Here is a 20829-nt window from a genome sequence, read left to right as displayed (position 1 = left end):
CATGGCCATCCATTAAACGGTTGAAATTTGTATTTTCATACAGAATGTTTGTAAAATTTCGCATAGTCATGTACTATAGGCTTGATTGCCAAAAAGAGAAAACAAAGGAGGTCTTCAATGGACGACATGATGTTTGAGGTTGGAACCGCTTTAATTTTGGTTGCCATCGCCTCCGTTATTGCCGGAAAGCTTAAATTTTCCATCATCCCCTTCTTGATTGTTCTCGGTATGCTGGTGGGTCCGCATGCGCCGACCATCGGTATCCTCGACTTCAAGTTTATTGACAGTCAAGGCGTTATTGATTTTTTAGGACAAATCGGTATTTTATTTCTATTATTCTATCTGGGACTTGAATTCTCGGTTCAGAAATTAGTGAAATCTGGGCGAAACATTGTGACTGGAGGAACAATCTATGTCACGTTAAATTTCGTGCTGGGGCTTGCTTACGGTTTTTTGGTCCAAATGCCGCTTTATGAAACGCTGATCATCGCAGGGATGCTCTCCGTTTCTTCCACGGCGATCGTCGCCAAAGTACTGGTTGATTTGCGCAGGACCGGTAACGCGGAGACGGAGCTCATCCTCGGCATGATTTTATTTGACGATATTTTCCTCGCTGTGTTCTTGTCGGTCATGTCCGGCTTATTGCTCGGGGGAACGGCTTCGATCGGAGCCACCATCTTGTCCGTTGGCATCTCCATCGGATATATGCTGCTGTTCTTCGTGATCGCAAGGAAAGGACCGCCTATCCTAAACAAATTGCTGCGTATTACATCGAATGAAATTTTTATCATTGTTGTTTTCTCGACCATGATCTTTATCGCAGGCTTCTCGGAAAAGCTTCACGTTGCAGAGGCAATCGGCGCGCTGCTATTCGGGCTTGCGTTATCGGAAACGGAGCACAGTGAACGGATTGAACAGCTCGTCGTTCCGTTCCGCGATTTTTTTGGAGCGATATTTTTCTTCAGCTTCGGGCTCAGTATTGATCCGTTATCATTAGGCAATGCGTTCTGGCTTGCGATCGGCGCCGTGATTCTAACGATTATCGGCAACCTGATTGCCGGAATGATCGCCGGGCGGAAGGCGGGACTGTCGCATAAATCTTCGCTTAACATTGGACTCACCATCATGGCGCGCGGCGAATTCACGATCATCGTAGCCAATTTGGGTGTGGCCGGCGGATTATCTGCCTTGATCAAGCCATTTTCCGCACTATATGTTCTCGTTCTCGCTATTTTGGGACCGCTCTTGACGAAAGAATCGAAGCGGATCTACCGCGGCGTAAACCGGATATTCAAATGGAGCGAGCCGGTGGAGAAAGGGAAGAAAAAGCATTCCAGCGTGAGTGAGGTCAGCGAGGTCAGTGAAGACTCGAAAATCAAACTGGATCAATAAACATGGAAGGAGGAACTCCATATGAGTTTCATTCGTGAGTCCGAACTGCCGGGCATCGGGAAAAAGTTTCTCATTCAGACCCGATCAGGAGATAAATTGGCTGTCATTATTCATAACGACGGCCGAAGAGAGATGTATCATTTTGAGGACGATGATCCTGAAGAAACCCTCTCCCAGATTTCTTTGGACGATGACGAAGCAAGACAAATCGCTGCGATCGTCGGGGGGATGGTTTACAAGCCGAAAGAGCTTGAGACTATTGAAGTGTCGCTTCAAGACCTGATCATCGAGTGGATCCGCGTAGAACCGCATTATCAAGGAGCGGACAAATCGATTGAGGAGCTCGAAATACGTAAAAGGACGGGGGCCAGCATCCTTGCGATCGTCAATCGCCACCAGCAAAAAATAAACCCCGGGCCGGAGCACATCCTTTCCGTCGGTTCCACGCTCGTACTGGCTGGAGAAAGACAGCAAATCCGGCAGTTCAAAGAGCTTCTGATGGGCAAACGAACCGGCGAGCCCGATCAAGTATAACATCTGCACTCATTCTATATGATCATGTAATAAGGAATCTTCCTTAATCTAAAAAGCACCCTTCGGATGGACACCGGGTAATCCCAGTCGTGCATCACGTAAGGGTGCTTTTTAAAATTGCGGGCTTCAATCCAAACTTGCTTTTCCCTGCATCAGGCAGGCTATTGTCCCCGCGCTGTAGGCCCTGATCTTGATCAGCTAAGCTCAGCTCCAATGCCCTGAGCCTCAAGCAAAGGTGCAGCTCCGCCTGCCGCCTGCAATCATATTATGCATGTGCCTATATCAGCTTTTTGACGATAATATCCACGATCATGAATACCAGTGCGGCGCCGACACCAAACGTCCAATACAGCAAATGCTCCGATTGACCGAAGTTTACGGAAGCATCGGAAAAGATCAGCATCGAGACGAGCAGGCCGAGTACGCCATACAGCGCCACCGTTATCAACGCCCGAACGATGGCCTTCCGGGGTCGTATCCGTTGCAGAATTAGCTCGATACCAATCGAAATCGGGACCCCAATGAGCAGCATAATCATTACGCTGTAGATGCCGACGACAACAATATAAAAGGTAAATCCGTAATGTAGGTTCATCATGACAAGCGCCATCACGGATGTAAAGATAAAGGACGCAGCGATCCCCGAAATGCATTTTTTGATCAGCATACTCAGCATTCTATCGCTCCATTCCTTCATGAATATCGGCCTATCCTTCAATTGGCTTCATTTGCAGCCAGGTTACCGGCTTCCATCGCTCCGTAAATCGTGAGCGCCTTCTCCATCTTCTGAATGTACGCTGCCGAGCCGCCGGAGCACAGCAGCTTCACATCGTTCCGTCCGCTGCTGCCAAGCAGGCCGCGTTCTCTCAGCACCTCGACTAGTCGTTTGACGGTCCCCATGCTGCCGTCGATGATCCGAATGTGCTTCGGCAGCAAATCGCACAAGATGTTCCTGTAAAAAGGATAATGCGTGCAGCCCAGCACGACGGTCCCATATTGCGACAGGTCGAACCCTTCCAGCTTGCTCCTGAAATACGCCTTCATGACTTCCGGGTCAAAGTTCAGGGCCTCGCAGTGCTGGACGAGCTCAGGGAGCGGCAGGGAATCCACGATATGCCTGTCGTCCACGCGATGCACGAGCTCCCGGTATTTGGCTTCCTTCAATGTAAGCGGCGTCGCCAGGACTAGGATTCTTTTCCCGGTGTCCCGGTTGATTTGTACGGCCGGTTTGACGGCAGGCTCCATGCCGATAATCGGAATGTCGTATTTCTTTCTTAGATCTGAAACGGCGAGGCTCGTCGCGGTATTGCACGCAATAACGATTGCTTTGACCTCTTCTTCCATGATGGTTTCGATGGAATGCTGTATATAGGTCTTCACGTCTTCCGCCGCCTTCGAGCCGTACGGTACATGAAGCGTGTCGGCATAGAACAAAAAATCCTCCTGCGGCAGTCTCTTCATGGCCGTCGATAATACGGTCAATCCGCCCAGCCCCGAGTCAAAAAAAGCAATTCTCATGATTTTCACCTTCGGTATGTTCGTTGTGTTCGTATCGCCACCTGGTCGAATACGTTCTTAAGTAAACCATATTCGCGGGCGGTTTGAAAAGCCAATTGGCCCAGGTCCGAGCGGAAAAGTAGCCATACTCCAAAAAAATCTTCTTCCCTCGAAGCCCGTTGACAGCTCATCTATGCGAATGAAGACATGAACAATCCTTGTTATGTGAACGCTCTGACATCGTGGTCTCCCGACCTTTGTTGCCACATTTACAGAACCATCTTTTCGATCAGACCGCCGCTCTGGAATACAGCAGGGCACCGCCGGAGCCGAGGATCACGAAATGTTTGCCGGATGGGGAAAATCCGCACCTCACGTTTCCGTCCAATCGGTTCAGATCCAACATGACGGTGTCCTTCAAGTACTCGTAACCCTGCCTGAAGACGTTGTCCAATACGACGGAGGACCTCGGCCACCATGGATAGATGACCTCCAGCATCCATCCGTCATTCGTAAGCCGAATGCCGTCCCCGGATTCGAATCCGAATATCGTGATCAGCTGCTCATCATGCGGAATGCGGAAGGTCAATCCATCCGGACCCATTCCTTCCTCCGTTGCATTCTCATCCCGGTTTCGATGAAGCAGCTGCCCTGTTCCTGGCTGCGTTACGCTGTAACCCGAGCTGCTGATCAGGACGAGATTTTCTTCCTGATCCCAGCCGCAGGCCGTACAGCCTGAAGCAGGAACGACGATCTCGGCTGCCCATGGGTGCGGAGGCTTTGCAGGCTCCATGGCTTGCGCGCGCTGAAGCAGCTGAAGCTCATAAGATGTGCGGATTTCTTTCTGAGGACTTCTTCCAAATTTCATGCATGATTCTCCTTCATTCGGTATGATAGGCACCTTTCCCTCATTCCCTCAATATAGTGTAAAAGGGAAGGACGGGATGAAGTATGGAACTGAACTCGGCGCAAGCGCAGCGGGCGATTTTTCTGGCGGCCGTCTGCAGTCAGACGTATGCGCAATTTTCGAATCCGGACGGATCGTTTGTGCTTCCGGCGAATTACTCGCTCTACGATACCATTGAAGCCAGATCCTTACTTAGCGTATGGGAACGGTTCGGGTTTATTCTTGAGTCGGACGAAGAGATCGTCATTGCCTTCCGGGGAACCAGCTCGACAAGCAACTGGATCGCTGACGCGATCGCCTCCCAAAAACGGTTCAGCTATATCAAGGACGACGTCCTCGCCCACCGCGGGTTCACGGGTATCTATTCTTCCGCCCGCAAGCAACTTACGGCTGCGCTTCGGCGGTTGGATCCTGACAAGCCCTTGTTCCTGACCGGGCACAGCCTGGGTGCAGCCCTTGCAACGTTATGCGCAATAGACGTCGCCGCGAATACGGAACGCGCTCCCTTCCTGTTTACGTTCGGGTCGCCGCGCGTTGGGGATCACGCTTTTTCGAAAGCCTTTGCCCAATATGTGCCGAACAGCTACCGGATCGCCAATCTGCTCGATGTGGTAGCCCATGCCCCGCCTCCTGTCTACAAGCTTCCGAAACGGAACAAAACCTATGACTACAGCCATGTTCCCTCCCCCTGCGCGCTTAACTTTCAGAACGGCTCCGTATCCGCCAATCATATCATCGGGAATTATTATGCCGAGCTTGCCAAACGGGAGCCTGAATTTGCCGGGTTATTGTCTGAGACGAATCCCGGCTTCTGCCCGGGTACGGAATTCATGATCCCTCAAATAGCGGGGAACTAGTACGCTGCATCACGGTATCCGGCCATAGTGGGGCATCAATTCTCCCTAAATTTGCATTATGGTCGCTTCCGGTTCAGGGGAGTGATTCCTCGGATGGCGTCAGCATCGGAAACAGCCGCTTGATTTCATCCGCGCTCGGCCTCCTGCTATAATCCGCTATCTCAAACGGCTCTGCATATTGGATCTTCGCGGCGTGCTTCTCACCGTACCCCTCCACAATCGCAGGGATCATCTCATCCGACACGCGCAGGAAGGTTTCCCAATGCTTCAAAATAAATTGACGCTTCTCCTCCCAGCGCTCCGGAACATCCTGCAAGAAGCCTCCTTGCCATGGCGCAAATTCATAAAACTGGGAGGCATGCGCGTCACACGCCAGCAGCTTACGCTCCATGACATCCCCGGCGTCGATAACGATATCCGGCTTGTACGAACGCCTTGCCGCATAATCCGGCATGAGCAGATATAGGGGCGACTTCGTCAGCGCCGGAACCTCCGGAACGGCGTTAGGCACATTGGCAACGAAATCCGCTGCATCCCGCACCGCCCTGCCCGCATTCCGATTGTCCGCATGGCCGGGACCTTCCGGATGGAAGGTGATGACGATATCCGCCTGCCACCCCCGGATCAGTCGGATCACTTCTTTGCGCACCTCTACGGTCGGCATCAGCTCCCCGTCCGGGATGGGAAGCACGGTATATTCCTGAACACCGAGATGTCTGGCCGCTGCGTAATAATCTTGGAATCGAAGTTATCCTCGATATAACGTTCCGAGAAACCCAGAAACACCGGTATGACATGCTCAGCATATGTCTCCTCCAACTCCTTCACATGCCGCGGCAGTACATAACAGCCTTCAATGATCAGATGCTGTCGGTTTTCAATGGCCGTCATGATCATCCCTTTCACGATGGGCCATAGTTTGCTGCCGATCTGCTCCGTGCTGTCGAGCGGTGTAAATCCGCAGTCCGGATTCCCCCGATATAACCCCATTTTCAAATGATCGATTGATACATAAGGAATATGGTACGTCTCAAGCAAGGTTTGGGCCAGCAGCGTTTTTCCGGTACAGCTGCTGCCGCTGATCAGGATGATCATGTTATCGTTCCTTTCCGCTTATCCTAGTAAATCAACCGTTCGTATGACTGACCTGGATCGGATCAAGAGGCTTCCACTGTTTTCAAAATTCAAAATATTCCCTGTTCATTATACCACTCTATCAACTGACGAGCGGCTCTCTATTCGAAATTAAAATCGTCTTTAAGGCTTCTTAGCTTGTGATCCCGGTTTCGAAGTGTTATTTTTATTAGGATAACATTTGGTTATGAATGAGATGAGAGAGCAGGAGCGTTTATGTCAAGAAAAGTATCGATCCGGGTCCTCGCGGAGGAGCTCGGCTTATCCAAATATGCGGTTTCCCGGGCGCTAAGCGGAAAGTCCGGAGTCAGCGAAGCTACGCGGCAGCGCGTAATGGAACTGGCTAAAACGCTGGGATATCAGCACCGGCAGCAAGCTCCGGCCTTGCAGATCGGGGAACGGGAACAAGCATCGTCCGCCCCGTACATCCTCGTGTGCATGAGTCATGCCCATTCCGCCAACGCCGTTTATTGGCAGCGGGTCTTGAACGGATTGCTGCGCAGCTGCGACGAGCTGGGATATCCGACGATCATCGTGTCCCCCGAGCCGGAACCGGCCCGGGCCGACCAATCGCCGCAGCAAGCGATCGCTCCCCATCTCGATTGGTCCCGGTGCGGCGGCATCGTGGTGATGGGCAACCTTCCCGAGGCGGTTCTCAGCCTCATCGCCCGCGCGGAGCGTCCGTACGTGCTTGTTGATCATACAGATGACCTGACCTCCTGCGATAAAGTAAACAACGATAATATCGAAGCCGGAGCGGCTATCACAAGGCATCTGCTCTCCCTGAAATGCAGGCATATCGCCATGATCACGGATGAGACCTGGTCGCCCAGCTTCGAGGATCGCCTTACGGGTGCCAGGATAACGATAAGCCGCCAGCCCGAAGGGGCGGTCAAGCTTACCGAATGGAGAATCCGTTACGGAGCTCCCTGGGAGCAGTCATTATATGAAAGGATGCTGGAGCTTGGGCCGGCATCGCGCCCTGACGCGTGGATCGGCGCTAATGACGATATTGCGATCCGCTGGATGCGCAAGCTTCAATCGGAAGGCCATGCCATTCCAGCGTTTACACGGATCGCCGGCATCGATAACGTGGAAGCCGCAACCCTTGTCACGCCTTCGTTGACTACCGTCAATCTGTGCAAGGAGGAGCTGGGACAGCGGGCAGTCGAAGCGCTGATACGCCGCATGGAGCGTCCCGGCGCTCCTACGGAGACGATCCATCTATCGACCCGGCTAATTGTCCGGGACAGCGCCTGAATGTTCTTGAGTAATGTAAAGGTGCCCGTCATCCCATGACGGTTGGGCATTCCTAACATATGCTTCAACAGACAAAGAAACCCGCTTCAAGAAGCGGGTTTCTTTGTATTAGTACTGGTCCATTCGGAGCGCCCTTCGTTACACCAAGCCCTTCTTCATTCCTTGCAAAACAAGCTGCGCAAACAGGCTGTTGGACCAGGCAAACCAGGAACGCGTATACTGATCCGGGTTATCGGCGTGGAAGCCTTCATGCATAAACCCGGTTCCTGCATCGGTAGTCTCCAGCATATCGATCATCGACCGGAGCTCCTCATCCGTCGAAGCCGTTAATCCCTGCATGGCGAGGGCCATATGCCACACGTATCCGGGCGGCGTATGCGGACTCCCGATCCCCTTGGCGGCTGATCCTTCATAATAATAAGGATTTTCCTTGCTCAGGATGAAGCGGCGTGTATTTTGATAGATCTCGTCGTCTTTGTCCGCGAAGCCCAGATATGGTATGGAAAGCAGGCTCGGTGTTCCGGCATCGTCCATCAGGCAGTAATTGCCGTAACCGTCCGTTTCGTAGGCGTACGTAGATCAGGCCATATTCGGGATGCCGGTAGGTGCCGTATAACCGGATTCCGTGCTCCACCTCTTCTTCAAGCTTCGAGATGGTGTTAACCAGCGCTTCGTCGCGGAACACCCATTTAGCGATGTCCTTCATTTGCCGCAGGGACACGACCGCGAACATATTCGCCGGGATATTAAAATGGAATTCGCAAGCGTCGTCGCTGGGCCGGAAGCCGGACCAGATCATTCCCGTATAATTGACCGGCATGCCCATGCCCTCGTTCCGGAGCGTATCGATCGACGGGCAATTCCGGCGCTCGAAGCGGTAGGCTGAACGCTCGAAATGCCGCTGCTCAGTCTGCCAGAGGCGTATGATGCCTTCCATGACCCCCTTGAACCGCTCGTCGAAAATATCGCTCCGTCCCGTTTCCTGCCAGTACGCATAGGCAAGGCGGATCGTAAAGCAGAGGGAGTCGAGCTCGAATTTACGCTCCCACACCCATGCCGACATCTCGGTCTCGTCATTGGCATCCCAATGCCAGCCGTTGGCGGATTCGTTAAATGCATTCGCGTACAGGTCATGGCTTGCATACATCATATGCCGCTTCACAAGCCCTCCGATGATCCGCTGCAGATCCGGATCCTCCTTGGCCAAAGGCACGTAATGGATCACCTGCTCGACGGAATCGCGCAGCCACATCGCCGGAATGTCGCCTGTAATAACGAATGTGGTGCCGTCATCCATCAGCTTCGTTGTCGTCTCCAGGGTGTTCGAGAAGCAATTCAAAAACTGCTGCAGCAGCCTTGGGCGATGCGCCAGCTTGACTCTGGCCTCCTCCATCGTCGCCTGAACAGCAGCCGGCAGCTTCATGTCCGGGATGTCAATCTTCGGGAGTTTGTATTGAATCAAGGTTTGTGATCCTCCTCGTTGTCATAAATTTCTTCCAGTCGCTAGCCTTCAACCCGTAAGTTCACGGCTTCTCCCCGCTTCGAATCGGGACCGACCCGAATGCGGAATTCTCCCGGCTCCACAACGGCCTTCATGTCGGGACCGATCAGCTCCAACTGTTCGGGTCCGACCGTGAATGTCACCTCCCGGGATTCCCCGGCTTTCAGGAACACTTTGCTGAAGGCCTTCAGCGCCTTCTCCGGCCGGGTTACCGACGCGGCCAGATCGGAGACATACAGCTGAACGACTTCAGCGCCATCCCGAGGGCCGCTGTTGGTTACGACGATCCGGACCGCAGCGGAGCCGTCAGCCGGAATAACGGCAGGCTCTACGTTCAAATTGCCGTAATGGAAATCCGTATAGCTTAACCCGTAGCCGAACGGATATCTCGGCTCCAGATCCGTTTCGAGATAACGCTTGCCACGGGTCCGCTTCGCATTGTAGTTGATCGGCAGTTGGCCGACCTCCTTCGGAATGGTCAGCGTCAGGCGACCGGACGGGTTGACGTCACCGAACAAAATATCCGCGATGGCGCTGCCACCCTCCTGACCGGGATACCATGCTTCGAGGATCGCCGGAATATGCTCGTCGATCCACGGCTCGGTAATCGGTCGGCCGTTGATATAGACGACCACCACCGGTTTGCCGAGCTTATGGATTTCCTGCAGCAGTTCCAGCTGCACGCCCATTAAATGCAGGGTGGAGCGGTCGATGCCTTCTCCGCATTCCATATCGCTCTGGGCAAGCCCGGTTACGACCGAAGCGCCGGTTCGGAGATCGATCGTGCCTTCCCCGAAATCTCTCGCGCTGGAGCCGCCGATCGCCATCACGATGACATCGGCCTCCGCCGCGCATGCCAGCGCATGGGAGAAGCCCTCTCGGGAATCGCCTTGGATTCGGCATCCGGGCGCGTACAGAACGCGCGAGTCCGCATCCTCGCCAATGTATCTGCGGATCCCCTCCAGCACGGTTATGATCTGACCCGGCGGCTGCGGGGAGGTATAATCGCCGAGTTGGTTGTATGGCGCATTGGCGTTAGGTCCGATGACCGCGATTTTACCGGTCTTCGGGTTCAGGGGCAGGACGTTGCCTTCATTTTTCAGCAGGACAATCCCCTCGGCCGCTACGCGGCGGGTTAACTCAATATGCTCCTCGCACCCGATGACCTTCTCCGCCCGTTCAGGGTCCGTATAGGGACGGTCGAACAAGCCCAGCCGGAATTTCATCGCAAGAACTCGGCCAACCGCCGTGTTCAGGTCGTCCTCGGTGATATGTCCCTGCTCCAATGCCTGCCGTAGATACACCTGGAACATCGATCCCGACATCTCCATATCGACGCCGGCCGTGAGAGCCTGTGCCGCGGCTTCCTCCCCGGAAGCGGCTGTATTATGGCCGCTCTTCAGCATGTCGATCGCGCCGCAATCGGTGATGACGAAGCCGTCGAAGCCCCACGCTTCGCGCAGCACGTCATGCAGCAGGTACCGGCTGGACGTGCACGGCACTCCGTCGATTTCGTTATAAGCGGTCATCACCGATTGCGCGCCCGCTTCGACGGCTTTCCGAAACGGCAGCAGATCGATTTCGTGCAGCTCGCGAAGCCCCATATGGACGGGCGCCCCGTTGCGCCCGCCTTCCGAGGCGCCATAGCCCGCGAAATGCTTCAGCGTAGCCAGCAGGCTGTCCTCCGCATCGAGGCGGTCGCCCTGCAGCCCCTGCACGGCTGCCACCGCAAACTCGGCCACCAGATGCGGATCCTCGCCGAACGTCTCCTCGGTGCGGCCCCAGCGGGGGTCACGCACAACGTCCAGCACAGGCGAGTACGTCGCTGCGCCGCCTTGGCTGCGGGTTTCGGCGGCAACGGCGCGGCACATGCTCCGGAACAGCTCCGGATTCCAGGTGCTTCCGATCGTAAGCGGAACCGGGAATACGGTCGCGCCGATCGCCATATGCCCGTGGGAGCATTCTTCCCCGAACAGAATCGGAATGCCGAGCCGCGAATGCTCGATGGCATAGCGCTGGATCACGTTGACCGCTTCCGCCCCTTCCCGCGGGGATAACCCGTTTTCAAGCGTCACCTCAGTCCATGGATCCACCCGCAGCGTTCCGTATAAAGAGCCGATGCCGCCTTCCGCAAGCTGCTGCTTAAATTCGTCCGTCACCCGAATCGTACCGTCATCGCTTCGGGTATAGGCTTTCCAGCCGAACGGCTGAATGAGCTGACCGATTTTCTCCTCGACCGTCATTCGAGCAAGCAAGTCTTCGACACGCCGCTCAATCGGCAATGAAGCGTTCTTATAATCCATCGCGCACCTTCCTTATCATGAATGATTGAATGTCATAAGAATGTCTTAGTTACTATCGTTATTTTTGTTAGGTTAATGTATAATAACGTTATTACCGACTAGTCTACGTTCTTTTTTATCAGCCGTCAATGCGGGATTTATAATAGCTGCACCTCAAGCCAACCAAAGCTTGGGAGCATGAATAAAGAGGCTCGCCGGCACGAGCGAATCGGCCGGCGAGCCTCCCTTGGACGACGGACAGGTCTTTAGCTGCCGAAGCCGCCTCCCCTATCTACAAAAAGCCCCCTCATCCCGATTAATGATTAATGGTATAGCATGGGCATGCGGTCCAGGTCTAATATCAGGCCTGTTGATGCTGCACGATCCGCACCTCTTCCGGACGATATACGGTCTGTACCTGCCCTTGGGAGTCGGCCGTGAACATAACGGTTCGCTCCCGTTCCAACGGAAACCGATAGGCCGCTCCGGAATCAGGGTCTCGTACCTCGATATCCGTTGTAACTCCATACTCGGAGATGAAGATGTACAGGCTGCCCCGTTCAAACGCCAGCTTGCGGCCGTAAATGCCCGGCAGCCCGCCTCCTTTCAGCCATTCCAGCTCCGGCGAAACGGCGGCCGCTTGAATCGCCTCCGAATACAATGCCTGAATCGGCTCCCAGCGCTCGTTCAGCTCGACCGGCAGCGGACACCAGATGAACCGCCCCGAACCCAAAGGAACCGTAATCGGCGCAAGCTCGCCGTCCGGCTGCCCTGCGGGGCGATCCACCGCCAATGTGCCGATCTTCCGCTCGCCGAACGAAACGGCATAACGATCTTCCGCCAGCTGCAGCGTCTCTTCCCGAAGAACGTTCGCATGAATCGTCTCTCCAAGCTCCGACTGCAGACGCTGGTGTGCCGGTCCCCAGTACGCATCGGTACGGAGCGGTCCGCTCCAGAGAACGGTGCTGCCGGCTCTTGCCAGCCCAAGCAGTTCCTCGAACGCCGCATCGTCGAAATTATGGGCGCTCGGCACGATGATCAGCTTGGCCGGATGCCGCTTCAGATCGGCCAGCTGATATTCGCCGATGCCGCGCGGATGCACATTCATGCCGAAGGTAAGAGTACGCATGGCTCTTGTCGTTGCTTCATACGCCAGCTTTCGGCTCGAAAAATCGTTCGAATACGGAAATACGACCGCGATCTCCTCCAGCTGCCGGTTATCGTCGAAGATGCCCGCCGCTTCGTTCATAAAGCGTCCGAAATCATAGGACACGTCAGCCTCCGGCTTCTGCGTGCCGTCAGCCCGAAGCGCTCCGATGTTGGATTCGTTGGCGTTATCCATGAAGTAATTGATATTCCAAATCCACTGCACGGCCCCCGCTCCCCCGGTCGAAAAAGCGTAGGCATATTTGCGCTCCAGCATATTGCGCAGCTCCTCTTCCGTCCGCTTGGCAATGCCGTCAGGACGCTGCACGTGCATGATACCGGTCTCCTGGACCAAATTCGGCTTGTCCGGCGTCTTCGTGAATATGCCGTCCCATGCGAGATGATCGTTCTGCCACCAGGAATGGACCGTCGTATAATCGACGACGGGGCCGTAGAAGGACGGCGACGGACGCTGGGAGCAGATGCCCTCATCCTGCCCGACCGTAACCAGCTGGTTCGGATCGCAGCGGCGGATCGTCCCGATCAGCTCGGAGGCCCAGCGATTATGCATGTCCATCGTGAACAGCGTGAAATCCAGCCACGGCCCCCATTTCTTCGGCTGCAGCACGCTATTGAACAGCTTGTCGTCCGGACTCGGAGCCATAGCTGCTTCGAACGAAGGGAGCTCGCCCGGCGTCATGTTCCAGCGCTCCTGGAGCAGCGCAATATCGCTGCCGTGCCGCTGCCGGAGCCACTCGGCCCATGCCTTCCGCTCGAACCGGTCTCCGATCGTGACGGGACCTTCAAAGATCCGCTTCGGATCAAATAGCGACGGCTCGTTGATCAGATCCCAATGCACATTGGTCGTCCCCTGGTGTCTTGTCACGATGGAAGCCACAAATCGCTTCTGTGCCTCTACCGAGCGCGGGTCCAGGTACGGGTTCACGCCTTCCCAGGCTTCCGGTGCAAACGAGAAGAAGGTAAAGGTCACCTCCAGCTCATGCCGTTTGGCAGTCAGAATAAAGGCGTCGATCGCCCGCATCACATCCTCGGCCGCATGGCCGTCGGCGAACATGATCATCCGGTATCCGGTCCATATCCCCGTCCGGATCAGATTGATGCCGGCCCGCTTCATCTCGGCCATATCCGCATCCCACCGCTGCACGTTCGGCAGATGGAGGAACTTGCGCGCAACGTCGGAGGTCATATACGTCATACCGACAATCGGGACGGTTCGGCCGCCGCGGCGGAAATAGTCGCGTCCGCACTCCAGCCGATCTCCAGCCTGCAGCAGGGAGCGGTCGACGCCCCATACCGCCTGGGTCAGATTGCGCTGTTCACCGGACTCGGAGACGGCTTCGCACGTGATCCGGTAAAGGCCCGGTTCCAGCCGCACGGGGATGGATAAGCGAAGCTGCTGTAGATCCCGCTGCAGCGCGCCGGCTTCGGACCTCGCCTGCCCGGACCATACGGGCTTCCCGGAACCGTCCTTGATGAGGCGTACCTCGAACTGCCATGCCTGAGCCGGAACGGACGTCCGCGACAGCGCCTGCAGCTGAATCGTCACTTGCGGCGATTCGCCCGGCTCATATGCGGCATAGTTCGGCTTCAGCCAAAGCTCGGTCACGCCTCTGCCGGCATATTCAGCCAGCTCCCGCAGCGCGGCCGCACCTTCCGATTCCCAGAATATGGCCTGCAGCTGCTGGTTGATCAGAATCCAGCGGCCCCCGGCATAGTCGCCCTTGTGCTGCTCCAGCATCACCACCGGTGCGCAGCGCTCCCGCTGATCTCCGTCCTCGCCGATCAAGAGCGGCGAGATAACGGCGTCCATGGGACCGCATGCCCCCATCTCGGCGGGAATATCGCTTGCCTTGGTTGGATGCAGCGTCAATCCCCACGTCGGTTCAATGCCGAACAGCTCCTCACGCCCCTGCAAAATCGGAAATTCGGCAGATGCCTTCAGCTTCCTTACCCGCGACACATCCACCGCCAGCGCGTCGTGAATATCCATCCGCTGATGATAGGCCAGCTGCTCGCGTTCGGCATGCCACGATCCGTTCAGCTCGCGGACCGGCCGCCGAAACGGCACGCCACCCGCATGGACCAGACCGCCGCCGTCCTTCAAATGGGATTCGATCGCCTCCCAAGCCGCTTTTGGAAAATACGGCCCGTGAAGGTGAATCAACGTATCCCAGCCGCCTTCCGATAACCGACCGGCTAACGTCTCGGCGCTTGCGACCTCCGTCCATTCCTTCATCCGCTCCAGCGCGTCCGCGGTTGGCCGCTCGCCCGCATACGGGAACTGCTCGTCGTAAAATAACAGCGTTCTCATCATCCTTTACTCCTTTCCGGCTCCGTCTCTCGGCTGGCCGTCGGCGTAGACGGATGTCCCGCGCGTTCTCGCCCAATCGGCAATACGGGATGGATCTCCCGTCCACAGACGCTCCCGTCCCCACTGGTTCGTCTCGGGCCTGCCCTCGCATTCGATACGGATGACCGGGAACAGCTCGGTCGGACGCTCCTTCGGCAGTCCTTCGATCCAGAGCACGTCACGCTCCTGCCGGAAATCCAGCTCCTGTCCTGTCGTCAGCAGCGTTACCCGGTTTACGGGCGTGATGAGATCCGCCAGCCGCAGCACCGGTCTTCCGTCCCAGAACCGGATAATGAGATACAGATGATTGTCCTTCATGGTCTGCCGTCCGTAGGTAATAAACTCGGTCAGGTTTCCGCCGTCCGAGCCATAAATCGCCTCGCCGTGCACCTCCAGCCATTGCCCGATCTTGAGGGCACGCTCGACGAACGCAGGAGGCAGCTGCCCATCAGGCTGCGGCCCGACATTGAGCAGGAGATTGCCGCCCACCGTGCCGCCCTTCTCCGCGCACTCGCACAGCATGTCGAGCAGTACATCGGCCGGACGCCAGCGTTCGCCGTTCGTATAGCCCCACAGCCGCCACGTCGTCACCTGGCTGGACTCCCAGAGCCGCTTCTGGTCCGGGACGATGACATGCTCGGGAGAACCAAAGTCGCCCAGCACCTCGGAATCCCCGGATCCGCCGCCTCCGTCGGCATGCAGCTTCTCCTCCTCGGACAGCCCTAGACGGTTATTCACCAGAATGTCGGGCTGAATCGACTTCATCCGCTCCACCAGCTTCACGCTGTCCAGGTCCTCGGCCGTTCTCGGCCACACCCCGTCGAAGAAGAAATGATCGATGCGTCCGTAATTCGTAACGAGCTCTTCCACCTGGGTATGCAAATAGCGCTTCATGACCTCCCAGCCTTCCGGATCCTTCTCCGGTCCGTCGAAATAGGCCGGGATCCGCCAATCGATCCAGGAGTAGTATAAGCCCACCCGAAGCCCCTCCGCTCGGAAGGCGTCGGTGAATTCCCGGACAAGATCCCGGCCGGGAGCCTGCTTCGCGCTGGAGTAATCCGTCGTGGCTGTATCCCATAGGCAGTATCCGTCATGATGGCGCGTCGTCAAGCATGCATACTTCATGCCGGCCTTCCGGGCCGTGTAGGCCCACAGCTTGGCGTCAAAAAACTCCGGATTCCACTCGCAGGCCCTCCGTGCATATTCGTTCTGGTCCAGATGCTCCCGGAACAGCACCTGCTCGCCGCGTCCGTATTGGGCATATGGCCCGAAATGAATGAACATGCCGTACCGGCTTTCCGTAAACCATTTCCACCCTTCCCGGATGGCTGGCGCCTGATTGGTCATTCTTCATGTCCTCCTTAAGGCTGATCCGCCGCTTGGCAGGTCAACCGCGATTATGATGGGTTCGCCTCGATAAAGAGGCTTGGTATGAGCTTTACTCTATCCCGTAGAGGCCTGTCTTGAACACTTTACTTTTGAGGGAAAACTTCGAAAATGGCCAATATCGATCGATTGAAGTCTCATTTCCAGGCAGCCTGCTTCATGATTCGCACCAACCAAAAAACAATCCCTCGTCCGGCTGAAGCCGGGCGAGGGATTGCCTTGTTTCTAATGGATGTATCGCACCCCAGGTGAGGAGCGATTATTGCTGACTCGCTCTCCATTCATCGAATTGCCGCTTGTATTCCGCCACGACCTCGTCAAGACCCGCAGCCTTCATGGAAGCAAGCATTTTGTCGTAACCGTCCTCGTATTTCACAACCCCGTGCATGACCGGATAGACGCTCGTCTTCAGCTCGGCAATGCAGTTGGCGTACTGGGAGGCGACATTCGTCGGATCAAAGGTGAAGCCGATCGTAATACTGTTCACGGCATCGTCCGCGATGGTTGTACGGCGTTCCAGGCGCGCCGGGTCGGTATTCGTCGGATACCGGTTCATCTGGACGTGACCAAGCAGCCAGTACGGCAGCTCGTACGTCGGAGAACCGTTCTCGTTCTTGGCGAGATAATCCTTGGTATTCTTGCCGGTATCCTTCCAATGCACGTCCTTCACGCCGCTCTGCACGAGATCCATGTTCTCTTGGCTGCTGTATACCCAATTCAAGAACTGAATGGCGGCTTCCGGGTGCGGAGACGTTGCCGATACCCCGTTCGAGTTCCGGATCGCATACGATCTGAACTTCGGCTGGTCAGCCAAATAGTAAATATCCAGCTTGGCATCCGGGAAGGATTGAAGGATGGCGTCGCTCAAGCCGACATCCCCCGGACGGTACAGATAACGTCCGGCCAGCTCTTCCTGGTTGATGACTTCCGTAGGCGTCGTCAACAGATCGCTCATGATCAGTCCGCGCGCATAGGCTTCGTTCATGTACTGCACGTCTTTTTTGAACTCCTCGGTCTCAAGCCAGGACTTCACGATCCCTTGCTGGTCGATGTAGATCATGTTGTCGGCCACCGTAAACGGATAGGTGTCGTAGGTCGTGTGCAGGAAGTAGGCAGGCTCCTCCAGCATTTTGATATATACGTTCTTGTTGTCCTGCGGCCAGTTCTTCTGCAGCGTCTCTGCCGCATCAAGCAGCTCCTCCGGCGATTTCGGCGGCGTCAGGCCATTGGCCTCAAGCAAATCGGTCCGGATCGTGAACATGCCGTCATTATAAGCGGTGTCCGCCCAGAAGTTCGGCACGTAGGTGATCTTGCCGTCGATTTTCGCGGATTCCCAAATCCAGTCCGGCATGGAGGCTTTCAGCTCGGTGCCGTATTGGTTCAGGAGATCGTCGATCGGAATGATCCCGCCCGTCCCGGCAAGCACGGTCGGCCCTTTCGTATCGTGCATGATGGCGATCAGCTCGAATTCTTCGCCTGTGGACATCATGAGGTTGGTCTTCTGATCCCATACGTCCCATGCGATGTACGTCGGTTCATACGTAAGGTTCAGACCGTCGGCCTCAAGCTTTTCGTTAATCGCTTTAACCGCGGTATCCAAATCCTGCGGCGCGGTGCCCGGGAGCAAGTACCGGACGGGCAGCTTCTTCTCTCCGCCGCTCTCCCCGTTTGCGGAGCCCTTCTCCCCGCCGACATCTCCTCCGCCGGAGCAGCCCGCGATCACGGAAATGATGAACATCGCGGCCAACCACATTGCTAGCGCTTTCCTTTTTTTCATGCCTGTCTCCCCCTGACTTCATTTGGTTTGGTCTTGCGGTACGATTCCTATCTTAAGGAGACATCGGCGATTGCGTATACTTCAAAATGATCGATTTCGCCATTTTAAAACGCTTGAAGAGAGGCTGTTCAATAAGTCCTCTATCCATCATGAACCAGGTCAGGAAGCAGCCTGAACTTCAAAATTTGAACACGCGTATTAACTTTCCGTCACTGCGCTTTTTTCGTCTCAATCGCATGCTGGCTTCGGAACTGCGCAGGCGAGATTTGGTAATGCTTTTTAAACAGCGTATAGAAATAAGTCGTATTCAAAATGCCCACCTTCTCGCTGATCGATTGCACCGACTCCTCGGTGCTCACGAGAAGCTCTCTGGCTTTCTCCAGGCGGACGGCATTCAAGTAATCGTTGAACGACAGCTCGCAATGCGCCTTGAACAGCTTGCCGACATAGCTTCGGGACAGCTTGACCTCGCCCGCCACCTGCTCGAGCGACATATCCGGCCGTGCATAGTGCTTTCGCACGTACATCTGAATGAAGTCCACGACCTCGGCATGCCGCACCGCGCCCGACTCCTCGGACAGGCTGCAAAGCCGCAGGGCGAGCTCCTTCAAGGCATCCGCGGTTTCCTGCAGCGTCTGGAAACGGGTAATGCGCCGCGTGAAGCCAAGGAACAGCTCCGCACTCTCCCGGCTCTTCACCGTGTGGACATTGAGCTGCTTGTACAGACCGCCGATGAACTGATTCATGAAAAACATTACTTCATGGTAGTTGTAATCCCGGATCTCCTTGATCCACAGGTCGATTTCCTTCTCCAGCTTGTCCCGCTGCTGCAGCTTGATGGCCTCGATGATCCGCTTCTCCCGCTTGTCCGGATACTGCGCATCCGACCGCTCCTTCTCCGCGGCGACGACCGGATCGCAATGGAACAGCCTGCCCTTGCCTTCGAAAAACCGCTGCCGGAAGCAGGACTGCGCGTAATCGAACGACTCACGCAGCTCCTCGTACGTCTGCGCGGCCGTTCCGATTCCTACCGTGACGGATACGCGGAGCGTACGGAGCATTTCGCCCTGCAGCTCCTCCAGCATGCCGGTTACCCGGATCGGCGGACGGTTCTGCTTGATCGGCAGAATAACCGCTACGACGCCTTCCCCGACCGCGGCCACCCACGCTCCCTCCGGCTCCAGCATCTGCTGGGCAGCCCGGGCGACGGCGGCGCAGGAATACGATTGCAGCTCCCCGTCCTCACCGCCGGGCGAGCCGTCTTGGCTATCGAGAAGGAGGGCTGCCGCCAGGAAAAACGGCCCCTTGCCGTCTCTGGCCAAGCGCCGGAATGCCGTCTCATCGCCGCCGCTGAGCAGCTGCAGCACCTGGGCCTCTCGGGCGACCGAAGCTTCGGATTCCATCGACCGCATTCGTTCCGTCATCTCTGCGTAGGTCGTATCGAGGATAGCGAATTCGTTGATTTGACGGCGGTTTTCCTTCATTTTCGGAAGGGGGATCATTTTCTCCAGCAGGTGGCGAATCGGATTGTACGCATGATGGGTCAGCCAGATCGACAGGAAGATGCTGACGACAAAGCAGGCCAACGCAAGGATCAACGCAGTCGTTCGCAAGGTCTGCATGTTGAACAGCAGATTTTGATATTGGCTCACGCTGATAAACGTCCAATTCATATCCTTCGATTTGACGTAGGTGACGATGCTCTTGCTGCCGTCGATGGAGCGGGTGAAATAGCCGCTTTCCGAGGTGGAGGACAGAATGGACTGCACATACGATTCCTGCGAAATATCCTCCATGAAGCGGGCCCGGTCCGAATGTGTAATGATCGTTCCATGATCATCAATAACATACAGCGAATCCACCGCTTCGTTCCGGTATCCGCCAATGAGCTCCTGAATGGTGGAGGTGCTCATGTTGATCACAATGGCGCCTTTGGAGCTAAGCGGCGAATAGTAGCTCGGAAGAAGGACAAAGGTTAGCACGTCTTCGCTACGGCTTGGCGAACTGGCGACCGATATCCTGCGCGGGAAGAGGTGAAAATACGTCGTATTCTTGCTGTTGATCTCCTCAAGCAGCTCCTTCTCCTGCTCCTTGGTAATCCCTTTCGTGTTGAGATACGTATTGTTCGAGCCGTTATAGATTCCAATGGAATGAATGAACGGGTAAGTGGACTGAATTCGGTTCAGCGTGCCGAACACGCCGTACTGCTTGAGCGGATCGGCTTTTTTATCCAACAAGGCGTTCACGATCTCCTTGTCGCTGAGCAGCAGGTTGCCGACATTATAGATCTGATCGCGGATGACGCTGGATACGGCGCTGTTCTGCTTCAGCATCGACTCGGAGATTTTCCCGACCTCTTTCGCGGTGCTCCAGGAGAACATCGTAAACAGGACGACGGTTACAAGGGCAATCATGGCTGCCGTAAGCAAAACAAAACTGAGAAACATGTTGCGGTACACTGCATAACGGAACAATCGCTGCCGGATCATATTCTCCCCCCTTGCCATTTGTCTTTTATGAAGCATCGCTGTCATTATATGTAATATCTATGTCAGATTATTGAAGCAATCAACCCACCGGATCGCTGGGTTCGGATCCGCATTTTACTCTCATCTTACATTTGCAGCGTGCATTCATCAATATGAAAACGCATTCTTATATTTCAAAGCTTTCCATTCCATCTTTGGCCTCCCTACTCAAACCCCTTATAAAATCAGGCTTTTACCGCTATTCTTTCAATCTGGAGGCGCAGACCTGAATACGAAAATTCGAAGTTTTTTCCCGT

General features: G+C 55.5%; 14 protein-coding genes and 1 pseudogene. 4 read left to right on the top strand and 11 right to left on the bottom strand.

The features are described 5' to 3' along the window. Positions 1-117 precede the first annotated feature (117 nt). Positions 118-1392, top strand: a complete 1275-nt coding sequence (locus NST44_RS14815; RefSeq protein WP_028404659.1) for a cation:proton antiporter — start codon at positions 118-120, stop codon at positions 1390-1392. A 21-nt stretch (positions 1393-1413) separates the two neighbouring features. After that, on the top strand, positions 1414-1926 hold the full coding sequence (locus NST44_RS14810; RefSeq protein WP_007127928.1) for a cation:proton antiporter regulatory subunit: 513 nt from the start codon (positions 1414-1416) through the stop codon (positions 1924-1926). A 277-nt stretch (positions 1927-2203) separates the two neighbouring features. Here NST44_RS14810 and NST44_RS14805 read toward each other — a convergent pair whose 3' ends face one another. The 3 genes from NST44_RS14805 to NST44_RS14795 all read right to left on the bottom strand — a co-directional run bounded on the left by NST44_RS14805 (position 2204) and on the right by NST44_RS14795 (position 4291). Then, a complete protein-coding gene (locus NST44_RS14805; protein WP_007127926.1) occupies positions 2204-2602 on the bottom strand; it encodes a hypothetical protein in 399 nt (132 codons plus the stop codon). 38 nt (positions 2603-2640) lie between these two features. Further along, a complete protein-coding gene (murI, locus tag NST44_RS14800; RefSeq protein ID WP_210094758.1) occupies positions 2641-3444 on the bottom strand; it encodes a glutamate racemase in 804 nt (267 codons plus the stop codon). Between the two features lie 268 nt (positions 3445-3712). Further along, on the bottom strand, positions 3713-4291 hold the full coding sequence (locus NST44_RS14795; protein ID WP_210094759.1) for a hypothetical protein: 579 nt from the start codon (positions 4289-4291) through the stop codon (positions 3713-3715). A gap of 83 nt (positions 4292-4374) precedes the next feature. Here NST44_RS14795 and NST44_RS14790 point away from each other — a divergent pair, with 83 nt between their 5' ends. Next, positions 4375-5187: a lipase family protein gene (locus tag NST44_RS14790; RefSeq protein ID WP_210094760.1), complete on the top strand. Its 813-nt coding sequence runs from the start codon at positions 4375-4377 to the stop codon at positions 5185-5187. Positions 5188-5260: 73 nt separating this feature from the next. Here the strand turns inward: NST44_RS14790 and NST44_RS14785 are convergent, their stop codons facing one another. Together NST44_RS14785 and NST44_RS14780 are read right to left on the bottom strand one after the other, a co-directional pair. Beyond that, positions 5261-5878, bottom strand: a complete 618-nt coding sequence (locus NST44_RS14785) for a PIG-L deacetylase family protein (RefSeq protein ID WP_340900014.1) — start codon at positions 5876-5878, stop codon at positions 5261-5263. After that, entirely contained in the window at positions 5851-6282 is a 432-nt protein-coding gene (locus tag NST44_RS14780) for a 2-phosphoglycerate kinase (RefSeq protein ID WP_340900013.1), read from the bottom strand. Before NST44_RS14780 ends, NST44_RS14785 begins: the two co-directional genes overlap by 28 nt. A gap of 255 nt (positions 6283-6537) precedes the next feature. On the opposite strand from NST44_RS14780, the gene NST44_RS14775 reads away from it, so the two are divergent. Continuing rightward, positions 6538-7581, top strand: a complete 1044-nt coding sequence (locus NST44_RS14775; protein ID WP_210094763.1) for a LacI family DNA-binding transcriptional regulator — start codon at positions 6538-6540, stop codon at positions 7579-7581. A 138-nt stretch (positions 7582-7719) separates the two neighbouring features. Here the strand turns inward: NST44_RS14775 and NST44_RS14770 are convergent. The 6 genes and pseudogenes from NST44_RS14770 to NST44_RS14745 form a co-directional block, all read right to left on the bottom strand. Then, positions 7720-9043: pseudogene (locus tag NST44_RS14770) on the bottom strand (glycoside hydrolase family 125 protein). Positions 9044-9084: 41 nt separating this feature from the next. Further along, on the bottom strand, positions 9085-11385 hold the full coding sequence (locus tag NST44_RS14765) for a glycoside hydrolase family 3 N-terminal domain-containing protein (protein ID WP_340900012.1): 2301 nt from the start codon (positions 11383-11385) through the stop codon (positions 9085-9087). Between the two features lie 340 nt (positions 11386-11725). Next, positions 11726-14842 carry a glycoside hydrolase gene (locus tag NST44_RS14760; protein WP_340901444.1) on the bottom strand — a complete coding sequence of 1039 codons (3117 nt, stop codon included), beginning with the start codon at positions 14840-14842 and terminating at the stop codon, positions 11726-11728. Positions 14843-14848: 6 nt separating this feature from the next. Next, entirely contained in the window at positions 14849-16228 is a 1380-nt protein-coding gene (locus NST44_RS14755; protein WP_340900011.1) for an alpha-L-fucosidase, read from the bottom strand. Positions 16229-16526: 298 nt separating this feature from the next. Next, positions 16527-18044, bottom strand: a complete 1518-nt coding sequence (locus NST44_RS14750) for an extracellular solute-binding protein (RefSeq protein WP_210094767.1) — start codon at positions 18042-18044, stop codon at positions 16527-16529. 209 nt (positions 18045-18253) lie between these two features. Further along, positions 18254-20533, bottom strand: a complete 2280-nt coding sequence (locus NST44_RS14745) for a helix-turn-helix domain-containing protein (RefSeq protein WP_210094768.1) — start codon at positions 20531-20533, stop codon at positions 18254-18256. Positions 20534-20829 lie beyond the last annotated feature (296 nt).

Origin of the sequence: Paenibacillus sp. FSL W8-0919, from assembly GCF_038003785.1 — a bacterium.
Classification (GTDB): Bacteria; Bacillota; Bacilli; order Paenibacillales; family Paenibacillaceae; genus Paenibacillus_AQ; species Paenibacillus_AQ lactis.
This window is presented reverse-complemented; position numbering and strand designations above follow the sequence as displayed.

What these genes read in the sequence shown, in the direction of transcription:
- NST44_RS14815 (WP_028404659.1), top strand. Translation starts at nt 118, where the DNA reads ATGGACGACATGATGTTTGAGGTTGGAACCGCTTTAATTTTGGTTGCC.
- NST44_RS14810 (WP_007127928.1), top strand. Translation starts at nt 1,414, where the DNA reads ATGAGTTTCATTCGTGAGTCCGAACTGCCGGGCATCGGGAAAAAGTTT.
- NST44_RS14805 (WP_007127926.1), bottom strand. Translation starts at nt 2,602, where the DNA reads ATGCTGAGTATGCTGATCAAAAAATGCATTTCGGGGATCGCTGCGTCC.
- murI (WP_210094758.1), bottom strand. Translation starts at nt 3,444, where the DNA reads ATGAGAATTGCTTTTTTTGACTCGGGGCTGGGCGGATTGACCGTATTA.
- NST44_RS14795 (WP_210094759.1), bottom strand. Translation starts at nt 4,291, where the DNA reads ATGAAATTTGGAAGAAGTCCTCAGAAAGAAATCCGCACATCTTATGAG.
- NST44_RS14790 (WP_210094760.1), top strand. Translation starts at nt 4,375, where the DNA reads ATGGAACTGAACTCGGCGCAAGCGCAGCGGGCGATTTTTCTGGCGGCC.
- NST44_RS14780 (WP_340900013.1), bottom strand. Translation starts at nt 6,282, where the DNA reads ATGATCATCCTGATCAGCGGCAGCAGCTGTACCGGAAAAACGCTGCTG.
- NST44_RS14775 (WP_210094763.1), top strand. Translation starts at nt 6,538, where the DNA reads ATGTCAAGAAAAGTATCGATCCGGGTCCTCGCGGAGGAGCTCGGCTTA.
- NST44_RS14765 (WP_340900012.1), bottom strand. Translation starts at nt 11,385, where the DNA reads ATGGATTATAAGAACGCTTCATTGCCGATTGAGCGGCGTGTCGAAGAC.
- NST44_RS14760 (WP_340901444.1), bottom strand. Translation starts at nt 14,842, where the DNA reads ATGAGAACGCTGTTATTTTACGACGAGCAGTTCCCGTATGCGGGCGAG.
- NST44_RS14755 (WP_340900011.1), bottom strand. Translation starts at nt 16,228, where the DNA reads ATGACCAATCAGGCGCCAGCCATCCGGGAAGGGTGGAAATGGTTTACG.
- NST44_RS14750 (WP_210094767.1), bottom strand. Translation starts at nt 18,044, where the DNA reads ATGAAAAAAAGGAAAGCGCTAGCAATGTGGTTGGCCGCGATGTTCATC.
- NST44_RS14745 (WP_210094768.1), bottom strand. Translation starts at nt 20,533, where the DNA reads ATGATCCGGCAGCGATTGTTCCGTTATGCAGTGTACCGCAACATGTTT.